Consider the following 23,577-nt stretch of genomic DNA (forward strand, 5'->3'; position numbering starts at 1 on the left):
GAGTAGGCCCGCCCGACGCCTCGACCGGGACGTCAGCGCACTGCGTCACGGCCGAGGCGGAGGAAGGTCAGGCCTGCACTTCGCTGCGGTCACCGCTCCACAGCGTGTGGAACTTACCTTCGGCGTCGGTCCGCTCGTAGGTGTGGGCACCGAAGAAGTCACGCTGCCCCTGAGTCAGCGCCGCGGGCAACCGCTCCGCGCGCAGGGCGTCGTAGTAGGACAGCGACGAGGCGAACGCCGGGACCGGGATACCGAGCAGGGTCGCGGTGGACACCACCCGACGCCAGCTGTCGATGGCGGTCTCGATGGCGTCCCGGAAATAGGGCGCGAGGATGAGGCTCGGCAGCGTCGGGTTCTCGTCGTACGCGTCCTTGATCCGGTTGAGGAAACGTGCCCGGATGATGCAGCCGCCGCGCCAGATGGTGGCCAGATCGGCGGGGTGCAGGTCCCAGTCGTATTCGGCACTGCCCGCGGCGATCTGGTCGAAGCCCTGCGCGTAGGCCACCACCTTCGACGCGTACAGCGCCTGGCGGATGTCCTCGGTGAACTGAGCGGCGTCGGCGGGCTTGTCGGCGAGCTGACCGGACGCCAGACCGACGGCGGCCTTGCGCTGCTCCCGGGAGCCGGACAAGGCGCGCGCGAACACGGCCTCGGCGATCCCGGTGACGGGCACACCGAGGTCGAGCGCGGACTTGACGGTCCAGCGGCCGGTGCCCTTCTGCTCGGCGGCGTCGACGATCACGTCGACGAGGGCCTTGCCCGTCTTCGCGTCCTTCTGCTTCAACACCTCGGCGGTGATCTCCACCAGATAGCTTTCGAGATCGCCGGAGTTCCACTCGGTGAACACCTCGGCGATCTTGTCGGCGTCGTACCCGAGTGCGTCACGGAAAAGGTTGTACGCCTCACCGATCAGCTGCATGTCGGCGTACTCGATGCCGTTGTGGACCATCTTCACGAAGTGCCCGGAGCCGTCGGGGCCGATGTGGGTGCAGCACGGGGTTCCGTCGACCTGCGCCGCAATCGATTCGAGCAGCGGTCCGAGAGCCTCGTACGACTCCTTGGGGCCGCCCGGCATGATCGACGGGCCGTTCAGCGCCCCTTCCTCACCACCGGAGATGCCGGCGCCGACGAAATGCAGGCCGCGCTCGCGCAGCGACGCCTCCCGCCGAATGGTGTCCGTGTACAGGGCGTTGCCACCGTCGATGATGATGTCACCCGGCTCCATGGCCGCAGCGAGTTCCTCGATGACCGCGTCGGTGGGGTCGCCGGCCTTGACCATGATCAGCACGCGGCGCGGTTTCTGCAGCGCCGCCACGAACTCCTCGACCGTTTCGGTCCGGACGAAGTCGCCGTCGCCGCCGTGCTCCGCGATGAGCGCATCGGTTTTGGCGATGCTGCGGTTGTGCAAAGCCACGGTGTGCCCGTGCCGGGCGAGGTTGCGGGCAATATTCGAGCCCATGACGGCCAGTCCCGTCACGCCGATCTGGGCGCGGGCGCCCTCGTTGGTGATAGTCATGAATACAGCATTCCCTCTCGCTCGGCGGTAGTGAAATCGGCGTACGAACAAATGAGCCGTCCCAGACAAACATACGAAGGCCGGCCCGCGCATTCGCGCTAACGATGTCGATGTTCAGTTATGTCCTGCACGCACCGCTCAGCTGCGCTGTTCGCGACGAGGTCCGTCGAAACCGTCGTACGAGCGGCGGTCGGTGCGGCTACGGAAACCACCACCGGTTGCGGCGGGACGCCGGTCCGGCGAGGCCGCAGGACGGCGATCGTCCCGACGGAATCCGCCACCACGATTGTCGCGGTCCGCGAAGTCGCGGGGTGCGCTGCGGTCGAAGCTCCGCTCACCGGTGCCGCGATGGCTCTCACCGCGGTCGCCGTAGTCGCGGCGCGGTGCGCCACTGCTGCTGCCGCCGTACTCGCGGCGCGGCGCGCTGTCCCCGAAGTCCCTGCGCGGGGCCCGGTCGCCGAACGTGCGGTTGTCCCGGTCCCCGCGGTAGCCGCTGCTCCGGTTATCGCCACCACGGTTGTCGCCGTCGCGCTGGGGGCGGTCGCCCCGGTAACCACCGGACCGGGTGTCCGACTGGTCACGGCGGGGTCCGCGGTCCTCGAAGCTGCGGCCACCGGACGGGCGGTCACCGCGTCCCTCGGAGGAGCTGCGGTTTCCGCGGTAGCCACCGTCTCGGCCGCCGAACCCACTTTCACGGCGGGGTCCGCGGTCGCCGAACCGGCGGTCGCCACCACGGTCACTGCGGAAGGCGGGATCCTTCACCGGTTGCCCGGTGGGGACCTTCGCGCCGGTGATGGTGGTGAGGACCTCGGATCCGGGCGCGACGGGCACTGCCGTGGCGTCGACCCCGGCCATTCCCGTCAGCTTCCGGAAGGTGCGCTTCTGATTCGGGAGCACGATCGCGACGACCGTGCCCTTCTCACCGGCGCGGGCGGTGCGCCCGGCACGGTGCAGGTAATCCTTGTGATCGGCAGGCGGATCGACGTGGACCACCAGGTCGATACCGTCGACGTGGATGCCGCGCGCCGCGACGTCCGTCGCGACGAGCACAGGGGTGCGGCCGTTCTTGAAACGCTCGAGGACGCGGGTGCGCTGGTTCTGCGCCTTGCCGCCGTGCAGCGACTCCGCGGCGATCCCGACTGCACGCAACCGGTCGGTGATGCCCTCGCAGCCGAGCTTGGTGCGGGCGAACATGATGGTGCGGCCTTCGCGCGCACCGATTTCCGCCAGAACATTGTCTTTCTGGCCGCGGTCCACCAGGAGGACGTAGTGCGCCATCGTGTCGACGCTGGCGCGCCCGTCCTCGGTGGAGTGCTGCACGTGGTCGGGCAGGAACTGCCGGACCAGCGACTGCACCTCGCGGTCGAGGGTGGCCGAGAACAGCAGCCGCTGACCGTCGGCCGGGGTCTCACCGAGGATGGAACGCACCTCGGGCAGGAAGCCCATGTCCGCCATCTGGTCGGCCTCGTCGAGTGCGGTGATCTCGATGGAGTCGAGGACGCAGGTGCCCTGACGCAGGTGATCACCGAGGCGCCCGGGGGTGGCGACGAGGATGTCGACGCCACGGCGCAGCTGGTCGACCTGCTTGGTGAACGGGGTGCCGCCGACCGCCGGGCGCACGGTCAGACCGAGCGCACCCGCGTACGAGTTGAGGGATTCCACGACCTGGAAGGCGAGTTCGCGGGTGGGAACGAGAACCAGGGCGCGGGGACGCTTGGGCGCCGGCCGGTCTTCGTGGCGGGCGAGACGGGTGAGCATGGGCAGGCCGAAGGCCAGCGTCTTACCCGATCCGGTCTGTGCACGGCCGAGAACGTTCTTGCCTGCGAGCGCATCCGGAACGGCCAGGGCCTGAATGGGCGACGGGGTGGTGATGGAATTCCGGACGAGAGCCTGCACCAGGGATTCGGGAAGGCCGATCTCGGCGAACGTCACCGTCTCGGTGGTGTTCTCCTCGGAAACAGAGCTGACGTCTTCTGCAGACGTCATGGGGACAGCGGTCACTGGGACAGCGGTCATTTGCACAGCGTTGGTCACGCGGGATACCTCTCCGGGCATTAGGGCGCGTCGCGGAGCGGGGCTGTCATGCAGCACGCACAAAGGGACGAGCCAGGGCACATGTCACCTGGTCAATCCATTCGCGGAAGTGCGGGGAATTGGGCTGTGTGCCGTTTCAGTGTTGATGGGCCGCAGTGGCGACCGTGAACCAGTGTACGGGACGGGCGCCCGGATACCGAACTGGCGGAGTTGTGACGTGAGTGACTACGCCGCCGAGAACAGGCGGCTCAGTTCGGTGAGCCAGGAACGGCCACCGCGACCGTCGGAACGACCAGGATGGCCACCGACGCCGTGTAGGCGGCGATGGCGACCGGCACGGCCGATTCGGAGGAGGCGAGTCGCTGCACCCTCAGCAACGTGCTCGGACCGCCTGCAGCCATCGCGCCTTTCGGCGCGGTGGAGCCGGAGCAGGCGACGAGCGCACGAGCGAGAGCTGTCGGCCCGGTGGCACGCACCGCCGAATCATCGGCGAGCATCTCGACGAGCAACTGCACGGAGCCGAGGGCGGACTTGCTACGGACCACGGTGGGAAACGCGGCGTTGACCGCGGTGAACGCTTCGAGGACGAGGTCGTGGCGAGCGCGTAGATGCGAACGTTCGTGGGTGAGGATCGCGGTGATCTCGGCGTCGTCGAGATTGGCGAACGTGCCCTGGCTCAACACGACCCGCTGACGCAGGCCGGGCAGGCAGTACGCGATGGGTTCGGTGACGTCGAGGATTCTCAGGTCGGGCGTACGGGCCAGCGGGGACGTCGAGTCACATCGGTCGAGCAGATCGACGAGCATGCGGTGCCGGGCACGTCGGCGCCGGGTGCGGAACCCCACCTGAACCACCGCGAACATCAGCTTGGCGCCGACCAGCAGGGTGAGGGCGAACACCACCACGTACAGCAGCCAGAGGGGAAGGCCGAGCGCGTCGATCTCTTCCACCGGCGCGGTGGTGGGCCGTCCGTCCGGACCGGGCACGAGGAGCTGGCTGGCTATCGCGAGACCGGAACTGAAGGCGGACAGGACCGCGGCGAGGGCGATCGCCTGCCACAGCACGAGCGCTGCCCGCGGAGCCCGGTGCGGCCACCGGGCACGGCTGAGCAACGCAGGAACCGGTCCTGCGAGAAGGAGGGCGAGTATGCCGAATACCAGCGCGGTGGTGGCGTCCATGTCCCACTCATCATGCATGACGAACGTCAGACGGCGCGAACGGTTCCCGTCTCGTTGCCGTCGCCGGACCGTTCCTTGGCTTCGAGCGCAGCCAGTGCCTCCCGGAGAGCGTCCGCCTCGTCTGCACCGACCTGACCGACGAAATGCACGAGGGCTGCGGCCCGACTGCCGGACTTGTCGGCCTGCTGCAGGGCGTCGACCATGAGGCTGGCGACCAGTTCTTCGCGCTGATGCACGGGCAGGTACCGGTGGGCGCGATCATCGCGCTGCTGGATGACGAGGTGCTTCTTCGCCAGTCGCTGCAGCACGGTCATGACGGTGGTGTAGGCGAGTTCGCGACGCTCTGCCAGAGCTTCGTGCACCTGCCGCACCGTCTGCGGTTCCGAAGTGGACCACAGGTGATCCATCACTGCGCGTTCGAGTTCGCCGAGTCCAGCCATGGTCCGATTCTACGGATACAACGACGCGGATGCGTACTACTGGTAGTAGTAAAACCGCGCGAAGTCGTGTGGTAATGGTCATAGTTCGAACAGGTGGTTTACGGTCGGAGGACGGCCACCGGCCGTCGACTTCGGCGGCTGTGTCGCCGGGCGGGCTTTCGTTCTCGACATCGCGGGAGAGTGGGGACCTGGCGGATGAGTATCGACGGCAATGCAGTCACTGGGGACAGTGCGGCGGCGAAGGTCACCGGGGCGCCGGGTCGGGTAGCGGAATGGGTGCGCTTCGGCGTGGCCGGCGCACCGGTCAGCATCGCCCTCCTGGTTGTGATCTGGCTGGTGGCGTTCGCGACCTCGAGTGTGATCGGCGGACCCTCCCACGCGTTGTCGCAGCACGTGGCCCTCGGCATCCGGGCGTTCGAGCACGGATGGGTCTGGACCCTGCTGTCGGCGGGGCTGTGGGGCGACGACATCCTCGCCTATCTGGCCACCACCGTTCTCGTCTTCCTGGCCGCGGCGCCGTTGGAGCGCCGGATGGGTTCGGCGCGGTTCGCCCTGGCGGCAGTGGTGACACAAGTGGTCGGTGGGCTGCTCGCGTTGGCGGTCGCCGCCGTCGCGAAGGTTGTGGACGCGGACTGGGGTTTCCGGCTCCATGTGGGTATGGCGGTCGGGCCCAGCACCTGGATCATCGGTGCGGCCATGGTGGCGAGTTCCGACATGGGCACCCTGTGGCGACGTCGAATCCGGGTCGGCGTGCTCGCCTTCACCATCACATTGGCCCTGTTCAGCGGATCCCTGCAGGACGTGGTCCGGCTCGCCGCCGCTGTGGTGGGCCTGGTGGCCGGACCCTGGATCGTCGGCCGCTCGGCGCGGGGCGAGCGGATCGCCGGCACCCAGCGAGAGGGCCGGGTGCTGGTCGCCATCGTGGTGGCCGCCAGCGCCGTCGGACCGATGATCGCAGCGCTCTCGGCGGAAGCGGTCGGACCCTGGCCGTGCTGCGAGATCTGTTCCGGGAATTCCGTACACCGCCACCGAGGTTCGCGAACTCTGCGAGGTGAACGCCGCCGACCCCGAATGCCGCCGCGGGTTACTCGAACTGCGACTGTCCGGGGTGGGGCCGACACTGCTCAGTCTCATGCCGTCGCTGTTCCTGCTCACCCTCAGCGACGGACTGCGGCGCGGCCGGCGCTTCGCCTGGGTCGGGGCAGTGGTCGCGCAGGTGGTCCTGCTGGTGCTGTCCCTGCTCAACTTCGCGGTCCGGTTCATCGACTCGTTCGAGGAGGAATCACTGTTCTACGGGCTGGCGGACCCCAACCTGTATCGAACGCTGGTGCCGTTCCTGACCCCGTTGGTGATCCTGATCGTCCTCCTCGCCACCCGACGATTCTTCGACGTCACCGCCCCCGCCGGAACCTACCGCCGCCTCGCGGTCGCGCTGGCGGCGGTGACGGCCGGACTCGCCGTCCTCTACGTCCTCGGCGGCCTGTGGGCCCGGAACGGTTTCGATCATCGGCCCTCCGCCACCACCCTGCTCGCCAATTTCCCGGAGCGCCTGATTCCACCCGTCTATCTGCAGTGGCTCGACCCACGCCTGCTACCGGTCAACGTTCCCGCGACCCTGCTGTACGAATGGACCGGGGTGGTGTTCTGGCTGACGGCATGCGCGCTGGTGGCGGCCACCTTCCTGCGCCCGGCGCTCGGTGCGGACTCGGACGCCGCCGCCCGCGCGCGGGCCCTGCTGAAGTCGGGGAGCGGCAGTCCGTTGTCATGGATGACGACGTGGCGGGGAAACAACTACTGGTTCGCCCCCGACGACACCAGCTACGTCGCGTACCGCGTCATCGCCGGGGTCGCGTTGACCACGGGGGATCCGGTCGGCCCCCCGGATCGGCTCCGGGAGACCGTCACCGAGTTCGCCGAATTCGCCTCCGCCAACGGGTGGATCCCGTGCTTCTACTCGGTGACCTCCGCCGTGCGCGCCGTCACCGACGACCTCGGCTGGAGTGGTATCCAAGTCGCGGAGGAGACGGTGCTCGACCTCGGCACCATCGCCTTCACGGGCAAACGCTTCCAGGACATCCGCACCGCCCTGAACAAGGCGAAAAAGTCGGGCATCACCGCCGAATGGGTCAGCTTCCCCAGCGCCCCGTTGTCGATCACCGACCAAATCACGGCGATATCCGAAGAATGGGTGGCCGACAAGGGAATGCCCGAGATGGGATTCACCCTCGGCGGCCTCGACGAGGTCGACGACCCCGAGGTGCGCTGCCTGATCGCCGTCGACGGCGACCGCACCGTGCATGGGGTCACCTCGTGGCTGCCGGTGTACCGGGACGGGAAGGTGGTGGGCTGGACCCTCGACTTCATGCGCCGCCGCTCCGAGGGATTCCGGCCGGCAATGGAGTTTCTCATCGCGTCCGCCGCGCTGAAACTCGAGGCGGAAGGGGCCGAGTTCCTCAGCCTGTCCGGCGCGCCACTCGCGAAGGTCGAACAACCCGACCGCGACGCGGACGCCGCGGAACAGGCCGAATCGTCGAGCCTGTCCACCGTCATGGACAGCGTCCTCGATCTCCTCGGGCGCACCCTCGAACCGGTGTACGGGTTCCGATCGCTCCTGGCATTCAAGTCGAAGTTCCAGCCCCGCTACGTGGCCATGCACATGACCTTCGCGGACCCGGCCGCCCTGCCGAGCATCGGAAACGCTGTCGGACGGGCGTACCTGCCCACCGTGTCTCTGGGGCAGGGCGTGCGGTTGGTGCGCACGATGATCGGTGGTCGCCGACCCGGGCGGTGACTTAGGCCCGCTCCGGGCCGCCCACCGCGCCGTACACATGGCGGGTGCCGATCGGCACCACCAGCGGACGGTCGGACACCGGGTCGCCGATCACCGCGGCTTCGAGCCCGAACACCTCGAGGAGAAGTTCGGCAGAAATGATGTCCTTGGGTGCGCCGCGGGCGACGGCCTTGCCGTCACGCATCACGATCAGCTGGTCGCTGTAGCGGATCGCCAGGTTGAGGTCGTGCAGCACCATCACGACGGTGCGGCCCATCTCCTCGTGCATCCGGTCCACCAAGTCGAGCACCTCGATCGAATGCGCGAGATCCAGGTAGGTGGTGGGCTCGTCGAGCAGCAGAATGTCGGTGCCCTGCGCCAACGCCATGGAGATCCAGGCGCGCTGACGTTGCCCACCGGACAGCTGGTCGACGGGGCGGTCCGCCAGTTCGGAGACTCCGGTCAACGCAAGTGCCTCCGCCACCTCGCCTTCGTCGTCGGACGACCACTGCCGAATCCACGACTGGTGCGGATGCCGTCCGCGGGCCACGAGGTCGGCGACGGTGAGCCCCTCCGGCGCGATCGGCGCCTGGGGGAGCATCCCGAGGATGCGGGCGACATCCTTGGTGCGGAGCGAACCGATCGCCTTGCCGTCGAGGACCACCGAACCGGACCGAGGTTTCAGGAGCCGGCCGAGCGCCCGCAGCAAGGTGGACTTTCCGCACCCGTTGGGGCCGATCACGGTGGTGATCACCCCGGTCTTCACCTCGAGATTCAGGTTCTCGACGATGATGCGGTCGCCGTATCCCAGGCTCAGGTCCTCGGCGCTCAGCCGAGAGTCGGTCTGCACGGTCATGCCGAAACCTTCCGATTGTTGCGAACCAACAGGTAGAGCAGGAACGGCCCGCCGAGGGCCGAGGTGACGATTCCGACCGGCAACTCGACCGGCAGGATCGTGCGCGCGATCACATCGCTGCCGACCACGAGCACCGCACCCGTCAACGCGGACGCGATGAGGGGTGGCCCGGCCGACCGCACCAACCGCAGCGCGACCTTGCGGGGCGGCGAGGGCGACGAATCCGACCGGGCCGGCGGCCGCTGTCGCGATTCCGGCGAGGGCCACCGCCATGAGAAGTAACCGTGCCTGCGACCACTGCAGTCGCACACCCAGCGACACGGCATTGTCGTCGCCGAGGCGCAGCGCACCCATCGTGAACGAGGATCCGATCGCATAACCGCCGACGAGGACGACCGCGACCATCACCGGCCACACCTGACTCCACGACGCACCATTCAGTGACCCGTTGAGCCACACCTGGGCGCGGGAGGCGTCGTTGATGTCCGCGGAGATGAGAAGCCATCCGGTGACGGCGATGAGCATGGCGTTGATGCCGATGCCGATGAGGATCAGCCGGTAGCCCTCGACCCCGCCGCGCCACGCCAGAAGATAGATGGTCAGCGCGGTCAGAAGTGCACCGCACAACGCGGCCAGAGGAATTCCCAGGGTGGCGAGGAGCCCGACGAAGCTGCCACCTCCGCCGAGGACGATGAGGGCGACGGCGGCCGCACTCGCGCCCGAGGTGATCCCGAGAATGTCGGGGCTGGCCAGCGCGTTGCGGGCGATCGACTGGGTCAGCGCGCCGGCGAGTCCGAGGGCCATGCCGATGAACACCCCGGTCAACGACCGCGGCAGTCGTAGATCCATGACGATGAAGCTCTGCGCCTTGGTGCCGCCGCCGAAGAGGACCGTGGTGACCTCGGGAATGGACAGCGGGTAGTCGCCGCGGCCGATATTCAGGCACAGCACGAGGAACAGCGCCGCGAGGAGCGCAACGTTCACCGCGATGCCGAGGGGACGCAGGACGAGGGAGATCGGACCGAGCCGGAAAGGCGGTCGTGCCGGGACGCGGGACTTCGCCGGCGCGACCGGATCGGGGCGGGTCTGGTCGTCGACGGTCACAGGCTTGCCAGCTTCTGCGCCGCACCAACGCAATGAAGAATGGGGCACCGAAGACGGCCAGGACGATCCCGACCTGAAGTTCACCGGGGCGCACGACAACACGTCCGATGACGTCCGCGGTCACCAGCATCACGCCGCCGAGGAGTCCCGCGTAGGGCACCAGCCAGCGGTAGTCGGGGCCGGTGATCGCGCGTGCCACGTGCGGAACGACGAGGCCGATGAAGGCGATCGGACCGCAGGCGGCCGTCGCTGCCCCGGTCAGCAGGGTGATCGCCACGATGCCGAGGGCGCGGCTCGCGCCGATGTTGGTGCCGAGGGAGCGGGCCACGTCTTCGCCGAGGCTCAGCAAGTTGAGGCCCGGGGTGCTGGCGAGGGCCAGCAGCAGGCCGATCACGAGGAACGGCAGCACCTGCCAGAGCACATCGAATCCGCGTCCGGCCACGGAACCGACCACCCAGAACCGGTAGGAGTCGAGGCTGGCCTGGTCGACGATGATGATCGCGTTGGTCATCGCCTGCAGGAAGAAGGCGACCGCGGCTCCGGCCAGGGCGAGGCTCAACGGGCTGGCGGCTCCGTTGCCGATCGATGACAGGCCGAACACCACCACGCTCGCAAGGAACGATCCGGCGAAGGCGAACCAGAGGTACTCACTCGGGGCGCTGAATCCGAACAGGTACATCGAGAGGACGACGAGGAACGCGGCGCCCGCGTTGAGGCCGAGAAGGCCCGCGTCCGCGAGGGGATTACGGGTGTGACCCTGGATCAGCGCACCCGCAACCCCTAGTGCCATTCCGACGACGAGGCCGAGGATCGTGCGGGGGCCACGCAACGTACGGACGATGATGTCTGCCTGGGACCCGTCCGCGTCGAACAGCGCGGAAAAGATCTCCGTGAACGAGAGGGCGCGCCCCGACCGCGATGCTGGCGAGCAACACGAGCCCGAGCAAGACCACGAGGACGCCCAGTCCGATCAGCCGGCGGCGGCGGCTCGCGGCGACGGACCCGTCCTTCTCGCGAGCCACGAATCCCTCGTCGTCCGCTGTACGGTCGCGGACCACCTCGGTACCGGACCGCTGAACCAGGCGCCACAACGATCGCTTCGGGCCGATCGCGCCGAGGCTCGTAGCATCCCGGGTCACGAGACCGACCCACCCCTTGCCTGAGCTCTGCCCGGTGTTGCCCTCCCGAAACCCTTTGTTCCAGACCGCCAGTCCGACGGCGATCGCGACGGTTGCACCACCGAAGACGACCCGGTCTGCCTGACCGCCGCCGTTGCTGTCACTGAGCGCATCGACGATGTACCAGCCGAGAACCAGGGGAATGGCCACCACGACCGCATCCAGGAATCCTGCGAGTGCCCGCAGAGGCAGGGGAGCCGGACCGCGCGGAATGTCGCGCTTCCCGTACTCCTCGTCGGTCGGCAGGTGCGGGAGGTCGCTGCCGAACTGTCTCGTCGTCGTCACTGCGGGAAAAGCTCCTGACGTGTGTGCACCGGAACCGAATCTGCACCGATTCAACTACTTAGGTTACGGAACCCTATCTCTGATGTCTCTCCGGGCGGTATGTCCACTTCCGGCGCGCTGCAGTGGGTGCTCTACATCACAGGAAAGCAACTCTTGCAATTTGGTTAGGCTCACCTATGTTGAGAACGGTTCCACCCGACCGATTGGAGTGCACGGTGACTTCTACCCTGTCTGCCCCCGCGACCGCTCTGGACGCGTCCTGCGCGCGCCTTCGCTCATTGAATCCCGACTATCCGCGGATGTATGCGGTCGCATCGATGGCCGACGAGGGAAAACGGCGGTGGTGGTCGCTTGCAGACGATCTGGACGGTGACCGCGTTCCGCGTATGTGGGCCCGCTCCCTCGAGGACGTTCCGGACCCCGACGTCGCCGCGATGCAGGTCGCCACCTCGCTCATCCACGCCGTGGTCGGGCGAGTCACCGCGCTCGTCGTCCTCGAAGGGCGCGCGTGGGACCCGGGCCTCGAGAATCTGTGGATTCACATGGACAGCGACGGCGGCATCGATTGGGCGGGGCTCGCCGACGACACGATGCGGGTTCTGCCCGACGATCCGTGGGCCGGCACCCGGGGCACGGTGACAGTGCCGTGTGAACGAGCACTCCTGGTTTGGACCGTTCACCGTTGCCTCACATCGCTGCACGCGATTTTCGACGCGATCGCGCGGTGCACGCCGATCGACGCCTCTCGCTTCTGGGGTCTGGTCGGGAGGCAATACTCGGCGCCTCGACATACGTGCCGATCCTCGCAGGCGAGGGGAGTCGGCCGCTCAGCGCCGCGGTCAGGGCATATTGGACGCTTTCGTGTCCGCCGGTGCGCCGGTCCGGTGGAAGACCCGGCTGACGCGGATTCACTGAAGCGGTTGCAAAATTAGGGCAGCCTTGCCTATAGTCAGGGGGCCACGTCGGCACGCACGACATCTCGAACCGAACTGCCGGACCGTACCGGAGTCCTGAGGGCTGCAGCGACTCCCGGTCCACTCATGGCGGGCCTCACACCGAAGGGTGTGGGGCCCGCCGATCTGTTTTCGGCACACCTGCTTCCCGCTCCCGCACCGACGTCGTGTAGGCAGGAGAAACGAATGCGCTGCGACAGCGCCCAGTGATCCAATGGAGTGTGTGATGGTGGGTTCCCCCGAACGGCAGGCCACGAACGGCGACGGTCCGATCGGCACCGACGTGATGCTTCAGCGATTGGGCAAGGGATTCGATGCCGTGATCGGTCTCGAGTACACCGAACTCGGTCCGGATCGCGTGTGCGCCCAGTGGACGGTCACCCCGGACCTGCAGCAGCCCGCCGGAATTCAGCACGGCGGCGTGTACTGCGCAGTCGTCGAATCGGTGGCAAGCACGGCCGGAATGATGTGGTTGGGCGGTCGGGGACACGTGGTCGGGGTCAACAACAACACCGACTTTCTCCGCGCCACACGCGACGGCACGCTGACCGCCGAGGCCAGCCCGATTCACCGCGGTCGCACCCAGCAATTGTGGGAGGTCCGGATCACCGACGAGAGCGATCGGCTGGTCTCGAAGGGTCAGGTCCGATTGGCGAACATCACCGACACCGCCTCGCTGGGCAAGTGACCGAGCTCGACGAGTCGGCCCTGGTGCGGGTGGGGTCGCCGACAACTCGCGCATCCGCCAACCGGGCAACGCCATCTCGATCGCCACGAACTGATTCGCTTGCTATCGTCGAGCCATGCCGTTCGCGAAGCGGCACCTGCCCGGACTGAGTCGCCGTGACCTGCTCAGACTAGGGGCGCTGGCGGGGTCTGGCATGGCCGGCGCCGCGCTCTCGGCGGCGTGTGCGTCGAAGAACGGCCAATCGGAGACCGGCGGCCCGAAATCGCCGGCGCCGCCTGAGGAACTCGGCCAATTCGATCCCTCGTTGCCAAGCGGACCCCCCACTGGACTACCCCGGCGCGCCGCTTGGGCCAGCACCGCGGCCGCAGAGTTCTTCCTCGCCCTCGGTGCCGGGGTAGAAGCCGCGTCGAGGGAACGGGGATTGCAATACCTCACCGCCTTCTCTGGCGACGACCCTACGAAGAATCTCCGCCAGCTCGAAACGTTCCTTGCCCGCGGCGTCGGCGCACTGGCATTCCAACCGCTCAACGCCGTGATTCAACGGCCCATCCTCGATGCCGCCTTGCGACAAGGCGTCTGCGTGCAAGGCATCATCACTCAGCCGAGCACGCTCCAGGTCGCCGCCAACCAGTACGACATCGGTTTCACGCAGGGCAAGGCAGCAGCGGATTTCGCGACCGCGCGCCTCCAGGGGAACGCGAAAGTGCACTACTTCAATTTGGACTCCGCCTCACCGCAGCTGCAGTTGAGGCACGCCGGCGTACTGGACGGCCTGCGGAGCGCAGGCAGTGGCTTGAGCGTGGTCAGCGATGTGGATGCACCCGACATCTCGACCGCCAATGGTGCCGCGATCATGAGCACCGTCATCGCGGAGCAGCCCGACATCAGGATCATCCTCGGTGGTGACACCCTGGTGGTGGGCGCCTACAGGGCATTGGACCAGTCCGGCAAGCTCGCCGACGACATGTACTTCTCCGGTGTCGACGGCGACAAGGAGGCGCTGGCACTTGTCAAGAACGACGGACCCTACCGCGCCAGCATTGCGTTCCCGTGGCACCTGATGGGATACGGGCTGGGACAATTTGCCGCCGACTGGATCGAGGGTAAGCAGATCCCGCGGGTTATCGTGGCAAAACCGATCGTGCTCGATTCGCCAGGCAGCGTCGACACTTACATAGCGGACAATGCGAGTCCCGCAGCGGTCTTCGCCGATCGCACACGCTACGAACGTTACCTGCCGCTGCTCGGCAACGTCAGTTACGCCACCCGCGAGATCGTTTGGCATGAGGAGTACGTACCGAGGTAACCGCGGTCATCTCTCGACGGCGTATACCTTCCCGTTGTAATTTCCGAGGTAGACCAGCTTGTCGGAGACGGTCGGCGAGGACCAGACCTGCCCGCCCATTGGAGTTTTCCACCGTACCGTGCCGTCCTGCGCGTCAAGGGCATAGAGGTAGCCGTCCCAGCTGGCGACATAAACCACGCCGTCTGCCACGGCCGGTGACGAATGAACCTGACCGCCGGTAAGGGTCTTCCAGCGGACTTCGCCGGAGCCGGCGTCGAGCGCATACACGTTCTTGTCGTAGCTGCCGACGTAAACCAGGCCCCCCGCTGCCGCCGGCGACGAATAAACCTCGCCGCCGGTAAGGGTCTTCCAGCGGACTTCGCCGGAGCCGGCGTCGAGCGCATACACCGCGAAGTCCTCGTTGCCGAGGTAGACGCGTCCGTCCCCAACGGCCGGCGACGACCAGACCTGGCCCCCCACGGGGCTCGCCCAGTGCGCCGTGCCGGTGTGGGCATCCAGCGCGTACACGTACCCCTCGGTTCCGAGGTACACCACACTATCTGCGACCGCTGGGGCCGCGGCGGCGGCACCGTTCGTGCGGGTCTTCCAGCGCATCGCACCGGTGGCCGAGTCGAGCCCGTAGACGTACCAGTCGGTAGCACCGAAGTACACCGTCCCGTCGGACACCACCGGTGAAACCGGGAACGTGTCGCCCGGGTTGCCGGGTGCGGTCTTCCAGCGCTCTTCTCCCGTCTTCGCCTCGAGTGCGTAGACGTTCCCGTCCCAGCTCGCGACATAGACCAGTCCGTCGGCGAAGGCCGGCGACGGCCTGACCCGGTCCCCGGTGGCAGCTGTCCAGCGCTGCACCCCGGTCGCTGCGTCCAACGCGTACACGTTGTTGTCGTAGCCACCTATGTAGACGAGGCCGGCACCCAGGGTCGGCGCCGAGAAGATGATCACGGTGCCAGCCGAAGCAGTCCACAGCACCGCGCCGGGTCGACCGGAAAGAGTTGGAGAAGAGGGCTGCCCGTCCCAGGAGGACGTGATCAACCAGATCGCGGCCCCACCGGCCACGAGTACTGCCCCTCCACCCAAACCGGCCAGGACTTCCCGGCGGCTCGGCCCGGTTCTGCCGACCAACGGTTGATCCGTCGGCGGAGATGCCGGTGTGAGCGGTGGCGGCGCCAGGCTGTCGAAGGACGGATGGCGCACTTCCGGCGACGATCCGGTCTGCAGGCCTATGGGTCCCGAAGCCGGCGCTGTGGAGTGGAATTTGCTGGGCAGGTTCGCAACCTGCGTTTCGGTGTCGTCCGGTCCCGACAACATCGTCGCGGATGCGGATGCGGACGCCGAGGTGCGGTCGGACGCGAACTGGCCCGGTTCGGCCGAGAGGCTGGGCTTCAGGGCGAACAGCTCCACACACATTTCGGCGGCACTGGAATAGCGATGGTCTGGTTCGAGGGCAAGGGCCCGCTTCAGAACGTCGTCGAAGACGGTGCCGAGCATCGGTCTCACCTCAGAAGCCGGAACGTAACGACGCTCCAGCTGCGAGGCGAGGATCTGCCACGGGGTATCACCAGGGAAGGGCAGCCGGTCGGTGAGGAGGTGATACAACATACATCCGACGGAGTACACGTCGGAGCGCGCATCGACGAGTCGGCTGTCGCGAGCCTGCTCAGGTGCCAGATAGGCGACGGTGCCGATAATGTTGCCGGTTCCCGTCAGCAGGTTACTGCAACCCTCAGGTGCGCAATCCCGAAGTCCATCACCTTCACCGCTCCGGAATCAGTGAGCATAACGTTCGCCGGCTTCACATCTCGGTGAACAACTCCGCGTTCGTGAGCGTGCTGCAGCGCACTCAGCACGTCACCCATGACGTGGACGAGGAGAGGCAGCGCAAGCGGGCCATCCGTGCGGTGACACTGCTGCAAGGTCTTCCCCGAAACAAGTTGCATGACGAGGAAATGCGCTCGCTCGCCGCCGAGCATATCCTCACCCAAGTCGTACACATGGACGATCGCTGGGTGGTCGAAGCTGGCAACAATTCGCGCTTCCCGACGAAATCGCTCCAGGCAATTTCCCGTGGGATCCTCTTCGAGTAGTTCGGTTCGTAGCACCTTGACTGCCACCGGACGGTCCAGAACAGAGTCCCACGCGCGGTACACGCGACCCATTCCACCGATGCCGAGCACCGCGTCCAACCGGTAGCGGTGTGCCAGTACTCTCGCGTCATTCATGCGCGCCTACTAGTCCGCCAGCCCGATACTGGCGCTCTCCGGGTGCTGTGGGATGCCGAAGAAATGACCTTCCAACCCGCGATTCTAATCCGGTACAGCGGAGTGGGTCGACACTTCCGCGCGGGATCACCGGATACCCGGCGCTCGAGGCGATTCCTGCCGAGGTCAGGACGACATCCGAAAGCTGGCGGCCCGGCCAGACCATCACCGTGGTCGCCTGCGGGTTTCTCCACCGCCGACAACCCGACCTCGCTACGCCGCGGCGGTGGGTGCAGTCGGTCCGCGATGAACCACCGAACCATCAGTGACACGAACGCGCGAAGGGCACCCAGTAGCCCGGTGCCCTGCGCCTGTGTTCGCTGTGGTCGGGAACTAGCCCGCGGCCTTGCGCTGCCCTGTAGCGGTCGACGGTTCGATTGAAGCCTGCTTCTCGCGCTCGTGGCGTTCCAGCTGTTCCATGGCATTGCGGGCGAACACCCACTGTTCGGTGGATGCCATCTGCGCGCGTCCACGACCGAGGAACGTCACCGTCCACGACAGCAGAGTGGACAACCGGCTGCGGAAGCCGACCAGATACATCAGGTGGATCGCCAGCCAAGCCACCCAGCCGATGAAGCCACTGATTTCGAGCTTGCCCACCTTCGCGACGGCGCTGAACCGGGAGATCGTGGCCATGCTGCCCTTGTCGAAATACTTGAACGGCGGGCGATCCTCGGGCTTTTGACCGTGTAAGCCGGCGATGATCTGCTTGGCCGCGTACTTTCCGCCCTGCATGGCGACCTGCGCCAGCCCCGGCAGCTTGTCCAGCGACATCATGTCGCCGATGACGAAGACCTCGGGGTGGCCCGGCACCGACAGGTCGGGGTTCACGAGCAACCGGCCCGCCCGGTCGACCTCGGCTTCGGACTGGTCGGCGATCTGCTTGCCCAGCGGGCTTGCCTGCACACCGGCAGACCACACCTTGCACTGCGACTCGATGCGCCGCTGGGTTCCGTCCTTGTCCTTCACCACGAGTCCGTCGACGTCGACGTCCGTGACCATTGCGCCCAGCTGAATCTCGATGCCGAGCCTCTCGAGCTGCTCGGCTGCCTTGCGGCTCAACTTGCCGCCATACACCGGCAGCACGTCCCCGGCGCCGTCGAGGAGAATCACTCGGGCCTCGCGCGGGTCGATGTTCCGGAAAGCGCCGGACAAAGTGCGACGTGACAATTCGGCGATCTGCCCCGCCAACTCGACACCCGTCGGGCCCGCACCTACCACCACGAACGTGAGCAGCCGGGCGCGTTCTTCCGGATCGTGGGACAGCTCCGCCTGTTCGAAGGCGCCCAGGATGCGACCACGCAACTCGAGCGCGTCATCGATCGTTTTCATTCCGGGCGCGAACTCGGAGAAATGGTCGTTGCCGAAGTAGGACTGGCCTGCCCCTGCCGCCACGATCAGGCTGTCGTACGGAGTGATGGTGGTCCGGTCCAGGAAGCGGGACGTGATGGTCTTCGTTTCCAAGTCGATCGACTCGACATCGCCGAGCAACACCCGAGCGTTCTTCTGCTTACGCAGCACGAGCCGGGTGGCGGGCGCGATGTCGCCGACGGAGAGAATGCCGGTGGCCACCTGGTACAGCAAGGGCTGGAACAGGTGGTGAGTGGTGCGCGCAATCATGGTGATGTCGACGTCGGCCTTCTTGAGGGCCTGCGTGCCGAACAGACCACCGAAGCCGGATCCAATGACCACGACGCGATGGCGGCGTGACTCAACCGACTGGATACTCATTCCGTGCTCCTCGAATCTAGGCGACGTGTGTAACGGTAGTCGTCTTGCCCACGGGCGTCTCAGTAAGGCTTGCTTCGGACGGAATCGATCCAGAGACCGGCCGGTGCCCGCGCACAGCGACAGGCGGGTGGTTCCCTCGCCGAGGGAACCACCCGCCTGTGCGGTTGACGCATCTACCGCGCTCGCTCGATCCGCCGCGTCGACCGCGATTTCTCGTCGGTCGGCACGATGTAGTCCGACTTGATCGAGTAGACGAACAGTGCGATGACGCCCACGACCACCACGAGAATGGTCAGCACGACCACCACGTAACCGAATCCCACACCTATTGCTGCCCAGTCCATTGGACGTACCTCCTCAGTCGCTGCTCACGCTACTGCGCAGGGTAGCCGCTGTCGTGGCGTCAGCGGGAAAGAACGATTCGATGGCGAGTTCCGCCACGGTCACGTCGAGTGGGGTGCCGAACATCGTCGTTGTGCTGAGGAAGGTCAGCTCTGCGCCGCGGTGGCGTATACGGAGCGGAACGACGAGGGAACCGGCTGGGTCACCGGCTTCCGATATACCGCCGGGGTACCCGCTCAACTCGTCGAGCAGTTCCCGGAGCCGGTCGTCACCGGTCACCGCGATCTGGTGTGCGAGCCGATGCAGAAGATGCCCACGCCACTGGGCCAGATCCACGATGCGCGGCGCCATCCCGTCCGGATGGAGACTGAGGCGCAGCACGTTGACCGGCGGTTCCAGCAACGACGGCGCACAGCCGTCCGTCAAGATCGCCGCCGCGTCATTGGCGTCGACCATGTTCCAGTGCCGGTCCACGACCACCGCCGGATACGGCGAATGCGCGGTAAGAATTTTCTCGATCGCGTCCGCAATCGACGCCATCGACACATCCGACAGGCGGTGCTCGGGGAACTCCGGCGCGAATCCGCCCGCGAGCAGCAGTTCGTTCCGCTCGCGCAGGGGAATGTCCAGATGCTCGCTCAGCCGCAGCAGCATCGCCCGCGTCGGATTGGATCGCCCGGTCTCCATGAAGCTGACGTGCCGCGCCGAGACCTCTGCCCGATTCGCCAGCTCCAGCTGACTCAACCGGCGGCGTTCCCGCCACGTTCGCAAGTGGATGCCGACGTGCGAAGTATGCCGATCGTCCAGGGTCGTCATGCGGGCCAGCCTAGGGTGGCGGGGCGGTCGCGGCCATTACCTCCGACGTCATGAGGGGTGGTCACGTCAGGTCGTCGAATTCGCCATTCACCCAGGCGCAGTGGCGGGCCGCCGAGTACTCGAGCGCCGCCCGACCATCGGTGTCGATCGAATTGTCGAAATTGCCGACGATGCGGTCGAATTCGAGCTGGGACAGCTGGTCGGCGATCCTCCTGACAACGGCGGCCGAGAGTGGCAGTCGGTTGGGATACGAGCGTAGGAACGACACCGTGCGGCGATCCGGATTGGGGAAGACGCCGTCCCCGTGAGAAGAACTCCCTTCCCGTCCGCGCCGTCGCGCCAATGCGCCACGGCACTACCCGGGAAGTGCCCACCGATCTGCTGCAACGTCAGCCCCGGCGCGACATCGTGGGTGCCGGACCAGAACTCGATCGGGCCGTCGGTGCGCGCCAGCCATGCACGATCTGCGTCGGCCACGAGGATCGGAACATTCCCGAGTGCCTCCGACCACTGGGTTTGGACGCCGAACATGTGCGGATGACTGGCCGCGACCGCGAGTACGGGCCCGTGGGCGGCCACAGCCTCGACCGCGGACGGGTCGATATGGCCGATCGGATCCCACAGCAGCGATCCGGCCGGGGTGCTCAGCACCAGAGACTGCTGGCCGATCGCGACCTTCGGCTCCACCGACAGTCCGCGCAGCCCGGGTTCGAGTTCGCGCTCGACAATGCGGTGACCGGAACGGGTGAGGTCCTCGGCGGTCGTCCACTCCTGACCACCCAGTGGGATGTACTGGCGTTCGTCCGCACAGATTGCGCATTCGCCGGGAAGGGGCGTTGTTGGGTCCTGTTCGACGCCGCACGTGGCGCAGAGATGAAATAACACCCCTCGATCATGCATCCTCATAGCTCACAGAGTTGCTAATCCTGCGGTGACCGCCGTCGCGCAGGACTGTGCCGACTCGGTGAGCAGCAGCGCCCGGCTCGAAGAAGGGTGACCGAGCGGTGGCCGGCCTCACACCTTCGCGCGCCCAGGAGTGCGGGAATACGTGGGGGACCGGCGGGGTTGAACAGGCCGACGGTGTTCGACCAATGCCCCGGGTACCACATCAATATTGTCGCTGCGAGCGACCACTTGCCGAGAGGCGCACTGGCGGGCACCGTCACCCGAGACGCCGCCGACACCATCGTGTCGGCGGCTTCTTCTCTGCATGTCGTTCGGGCGACGGGACCGCCCCTCGAGGCGCGGTCGACACCCTACTTCGAAGAAACCCAGATGCAGACGCCATCCGGGAAGCACACCCACTGGCCGGGGATTTCGACGTTCTGGCTGGGGGAGACGGTGCTGGGCCCGGATCCGGGCGAGGCAGGCTTGGCGGAGGCGATTCCGGCGGCGCCGGTCAGTGAGATCGCGAGCGCGGCGAGGGCGGCAACGGTGGCCCGGGCTGTCGTGGTTCGGATCATGCTGCTCCTTGATTGTCGGCGACCTGTGTGCCGCTGCTAGAAGCTTGCACCATCCCCGACACAGGAAATAGGCACCGCTGGGTGCTGGTCGGCCACCCTCCGGTATCGCATGCCGCCACGAGCCGCCTGACCTGAGTCGATCGCACCGCCGACGACGCCGTCAGCTTAAGCTGACGGCGTGGAAAGCGGCGATCAGCAGGGTGTCAGGGGAGTCGAGGGGCTCTCTGCGCTGTGGGTTCATTACGACAGTGTGCAGAACATGAGCGAAGCAGCCGTGGCGGCGGCCGAACGGGGCGACGAGGAAACTGCTGCCCGGCGGAGGGAACTCGCAGAACGGGCTCAGCTGCGATCGCCGGCGCCCAGTCATCTCGACGCCCTGGCGATCAGCATCCACCTCGAAAATGAACTCCACAACGCACGATTCGACGTCGTCAGGCGCGCATTGGCGGACGGAGCCAGTTGGTCCGAAATCGGACGTGTTCTCGGGATGAGCAAACAATCCGCCCACGCGTGGTACCGGAGGCGTCATCGGAAACCGGCTGTTCCGAACCCCACTGCGACATCGCGATAGAACGAGGTCGACCAGTTCAGGACCAAGGCATAACGCCACCGTCAGGCTGTGTTGACGGCGGCCGGTCGCAGCGAACTCAGGCTTGCGGCATCCGCTGTGCAATTGCATCTGCAGGCCGGTGGCCCCGGAGTTACGCTCTATCGGTTGGCGGCTTTCCTATGCATCTTTTCGCGGAGGCTGATATGAGGACCACGGCGTTCGGCTCAGGCTTCGCAGTTCTCGCGTTGGCAATGTCGATCACGGCATGCACGGCGGACAATTCCGCTGGCGGCGAAGGGGATTGCGTCCGCGCGACCGACAGCGAGCTGGATGCACTTTTCGAAAGTTGGAATGAGGCGCTGAGCACCGGCGACGCGAGCAAGGTGGCCGAGTTGTACCGGTCGGACGCGGTGCTGCTGCCGACGCTGTCGGTGCCTATAGCAGACACTCCGGGGGAGATCACGGAGTATTTCGCCAACCTGATCAAAGCCGATCCCAAGATCCGCATGGAGGAAAGCGTCAAATACTCGGATTGCAACCTCGCGTACAACGTGGGTCGCTGGGTCATCAACGCCAATGGCCGAGATGTGGCAGCCAGGGTGACGTGGGTGTATCGGTACGAAGACGGTAAGTGGCTGATCGCCCATCACCATTCGTCGGTGAACCCGCAGTGAGCCGGAAGGGGGTCGACGGAAGCGCGACAACGGACGCCGGGGGTGCTCCGTCCGCGCGCTAGTTGACATAATGTCGATTATCGGCAAATTACCGACCTGGCGGTTTACCACTCACATCGCCCGGAATGGTCTGCAGGTATACCCGTGGACGCCTTTTCCCACGGCCGTGTGTCGGTCGGCCTTCTGCTTGCTTAGCCGGACTTGCAACGCTGCGCTGGAGTGCACGTCGCGAGGGATCGAACCGGCGCCCGTCGGAACGTCCGGATGATTCATGCTGTTGGATAATATGCAGCCACAGCGAGCGTCCCGCTATGTGGACGGCTTGCGACGAGTCGGCGCATACGTGCCCGTGCGAGCCTGAGACCCCGCTGCCCCGCGCTCCCGAACTCCAGCCACCTGACCGCATTTCGTCACTGTGACGTAATGACGGCCGCCGGACGGCGTCCACTGTGGTCAACCCATGACCTAGCATTCGCGCTCGCACGCGCGTCGTCGCGTTCTACCGCTGCCGGGATGGTTCAGGTGTGAGAATGACGGCATGGCTGAACGGATGTCGGACGAGGAATGGCGCACTTTCGTCTCGGCGGGAACACGCACGGGCAAGCTGTCGACCGTCCGCGCCGACGGCAGCCCCCACGTGGCCCCCATCTGGTTCGTCCTGGACGGTGACGACCTCGTGTTCACGACCGGCAAGACCACCGTCAAAGGACGCAACCTCCTCCGAGACGGGCGTGCCGCGCTGTGTGTCGACGACGACCGACCACCGTTCGCATACGTTGTGATCACCGGAACAGCCGCGGTGTCCGAGGATCCGGCCGAGCTGCGCCGATGGGCGGCGCGGCTCGGTGGCCGGTACATGGGAGTCGACCGAGCCGAGGAGTTCGGCGAACGCAACGGCGTCGCAGGCGAGCTGCTGGTTCGCCTGCGGATCGCGAAGGTCCTGGCACACCGCGACGTCGCCGACTGAGCGGTGCTCTTCGGGCGAACATGGCCACAGGACGGGGACGATCGACATAGATTCTGCGCATGCTGATATTTGGGACCACAGTCATAGGGGCACGCGACATCCGGCGGGCAACCGCGTTCTGGGCAGGGGCACTCGGGCTGACCGCCGGCGATCCGTTCGGCGGCAACGGCTTCACCAACCTGTATCTGCCCGACGGGCGGCCGCTGCTGTCGATCCAGCAGAGCGACCACGACGCCCAGGTCGAGCCGCGAATGCACCTCGACCTCTATGCCAGGGACAGCGACGACCAGGCGGCCGAGATCGAACGACTCGTCGGGCTCGGCGCACGACGGGTGCCCTGGGACCGCTACCCCGACGACTCCGATTTCGTGGTCCTCGCCGACACCGAGGGCAACCTCTTCTGTGTCGTCGACAACGCCGCTGCACCTGAGCAGGCACGCCTCGACCTGCCCTGACCTGTGTTCCATCACG

General features: G+C 66.5%; 16 protein-coding genes and 6 pseudogenes. 9 read left to right on the forward strand and 13 right to left on the reverse strand.

The window, feature by feature from the left end:
* Positions 1-67: 67 nt before the first annotated feature.
* From gndA to HYG77_RS00100, 4 genes and pseudogenes are all read right to left on the reverse strand, one after another.
* Complete coding sequence (gene gndA / locus HYG77_RS00085) at positions 68-1,516, reverse strand: NADP-dependent phosphogluconate dehydrogenase (protein ID WP_109330089.1); 1,449 nt, start codon at positions 1,514-1,516, stop codon at positions 68-70.
* A gap of 138 nt (positions 1,517-1,654) precedes the next feature.
* Entirely contained in the window at positions 1,655-3,502 is a 1,848-nt protein-coding gene (locus HYG77_RS00090; protein ID WP_244461399.1) for a DEAD/DEAH box helicase, read from the reverse strand.
* A gap of 273 nt (positions 3,503-3,775) precedes the next feature.
* Positions 3,776-4,728: pseudogene (locus HYG77_RS00095) on the reverse strand (M56 family metallopeptidase).
* A gap of 26 nt (positions 4,729-4,754) precedes the next feature.
* Complete coding sequence (locus HYG77_RS00100) at positions 4,755-5,168, reverse strand: BlaI/MecI/CopY family transcriptional regulator (protein ID WP_109330087.1); 414 nt, start codon at positions 5,166-5,168, stop codon at positions 4,755-4,757.
* Positions 5,169-5,363: 195 nt separating this feature from the next.
* Here HYG77_RS00100 and HYG77_RS00105 point away from each other — a divergent pair.
* Positions 5,364-7,959, forward strand: a pseudogene (locus HYG77_RS00105) (DUF2156 domain-containing protein).
* 1 nt (position 7,960) lies between these two features.
* Here HYG77_RS00105 and HYG77_RS00110 read toward each other — a convergent pair.
* From HYG77_RS00110 to HYG77_RS00120, 3 genes and pseudogenes are all read right to left on the reverse strand, one after another.
* Entirely contained in the window at positions 7,961-8,794 is an 834-nt protein-coding gene (locus HYG77_RS00110) for an ABC transporter ATP-binding protein (protein WP_208963236.1), read from the reverse strand.
* A pseudogene (locus tag HYG77_RS00115) lies at positions 8,791-9,898 on the reverse strand (iron chelate uptake ABC transporter family permease subunit). Before HYG77_RS00115 ends, HYG77_RS00110 begins: the two are co-directional and overlap by 4 nt.
* A 13-nt stretch (positions 9,899-9,911) precedes the next feature.
* Positions 9,912-11,361, reverse strand: a pseudogene (locus tag HYG77_RS00120) (iron ABC transporter permease); the annotation flags it as partial.
* Positions 11,362-11,537: 176 nt separating this feature from the next.
* Here HYG77_RS00120 and HYG77_RS00125 point away from each other — a divergent pair.
* The 3 genes and pseudogenes from HYG77_RS00125 to HYG77_RS00135 all read left to right on the forward strand — a co-directional run bounded on the left by HYG77_RS00125 (position 11,538) and on the right by HYG77_RS00135 (position 14,308).
* Positions 11,538-12,276, forward strand: a pseudogene (locus HYG77_RS00125) (hypothetical protein).
* 264 nt (positions 12,277-12,540) lie between these two features.
* Positions 12,541-13,002, forward strand: a complete 462-nt coding sequence (locus HYG77_RS00130) for a PaaI family thioesterase (protein WP_208961540.1) — start codon at positions 12,541-12,543, stop codon at positions 13,000-13,002.
* 115 nt (positions 13,003-13,117) lie between these two features.
* A complete protein-coding gene (locus HYG77_RS00135; protein ID WP_208961541.1) occupies positions 13,118-14,308 on the forward strand; it encodes a sugar ABC transporter substrate-binding protein in 1,191 nt (396 codons plus the stop codon).
* A 6-nt stretch (positions 14,309-14,314) separates the two neighbouring features.
* Here the strand turns inward: HYG77_RS00135 and HYG77_RS00140 are convergent, their stop codons facing one another.
* Entirely contained in the window at positions 14,315-16,015 is a 1,701-nt protein-coding gene (locus HYG77_RS00140; protein ID WP_348273592.1) for a PQQ-binding-like beta-propeller repeat protein, read from the reverse strand.
* A gap of 17 nt (positions 16,016-16,032) precedes the next feature.
* On the opposite strand from HYG77_RS00140, the gene HYG77_RS40570 reads away from it, so the two are divergent.
* Entirely contained in the window at positions 16,033-16,389 is a 357-nt protein-coding gene (locus HYG77_RS40570) for a hypothetical protein (RefSeq protein ID WP_280123287.1), read from the forward strand.
* Between the two features lie 507 nt (positions 16,390-16,896).
* On the opposite strand, the gene HYG77_RS00150 is transcribed toward HYG77_RS40570, so the two are convergent.
* The 5 genes and pseudogenes from HYG77_RS00150 to HYG77_RS00170 form a co-directional block, all read right to left on the reverse strand.
* Complete coding sequence (locus HYG77_RS00150) at positions 16,897-18,294, reverse strand: NAD(P)/FAD-dependent oxidoreductase (protein WP_109330071.1); 1,398 nt, start codon at positions 18,292-18,294, stop codon at positions 16,897-16,899.
* 173 nt (positions 18,295-18,467) lie between these two features.
* Positions 18,468-18,638 (reverse strand): adenylate cyclase, encoded by a 171-nt coding sequence (locus HYG77_RS00155; RefSeq protein WP_109330069.1) that lies wholly within the window; start codon positions 18,636-18,638, stop codon positions 18,468-18,470.
* A gap of 13 nt (positions 18,639-18,651) precedes the next feature.
* Positions 18,652-19,452, reverse strand: coding sequence for a helix-turn-helix transcriptional regulator (locus HYG77_RS00160; protein ID WP_109330067.1), 801 nt, complete (start codon positions 19,450-19,452; stop codon positions 18,652-18,654).
* Positions 19,453-19,513: 61 nt separating this feature from the next.
* Positions 19,514-20,337: pseudogene (locus tag HYG77_RS40880) on the reverse strand (hydrolase).
* 371 nt (positions 20,338-20,708) lie between these two features.
* Complete coding sequence (locus HYG77_RS00170) at positions 20,709-20,915, reverse strand: hypothetical protein (protein ID WP_208961544.1); 207 nt, start codon at positions 20,913-20,915, stop codon at positions 20,709-20,711.
* A gap of 259 nt (positions 20,916-21,174) precedes the next feature.
* On the opposite strand from HYG77_RS00170, the gene HYG77_RS00175 reads away from it, so the two are divergent.
* From HYG77_RS00175 to HYG77_RS00190, 4 genes are all read left to right on the forward strand, one after another.
* Positions 21,175-21,486: a hypothetical protein gene (locus HYG77_RS00175; RefSeq protein ID WP_162603236.1), complete on the forward strand. Its 312-nt coding sequence runs from the start codon at positions 21,175-21,177 to the stop codon at positions 21,484-21,486.
* Between the two features lie 182 nt (positions 21,487-21,668).
* Positions 21,669-22,139, forward strand: coding sequence for an SgcJ/EcaC family oxidoreductase (locus tag HYG77_RS00180; protein ID WP_208961545.1), 471 nt, complete (start codon positions 21,669-21,671; stop codon positions 22,137-22,139).
* A 538-nt stretch (positions 22,140-22,677) separates the two neighbouring features.
* Positions 22,678-23,106, forward strand: a complete 429-nt coding sequence (locus HYG77_RS00185) for a PPOX class F420-dependent oxidoreductase (protein WP_109330057.1) — start codon at positions 22,678-22,680, stop codon at positions 23,104-23,106.
* Between the two features lie 59 nt (positions 23,107-23,165).
* Positions 23,166-23,561 carry a VOC family protein gene (locus tag HYG77_RS00190; RefSeq protein ID WP_109330055.1) on the forward strand — a complete coding sequence of 132 codons (396 nt, stop codon included), beginning with the start codon at positions 23,166-23,168 and terminating at the stop codon, positions 23,559-23,561.
* Positions 23,562-23,577 lie beyond the last annotated feature (16 nt).

This window comes from Rhodococcus sp. ZPP (genome assembly GCF_017656075.1).
Taxonomy (GTDB): domain Bacteria; phylum Actinomycetota; class Actinomycetes; order Mycobacteriales; family Mycobacteriaceae; genus Rhodococcus_F; species Rhodococcus_F oxybenzonivorans.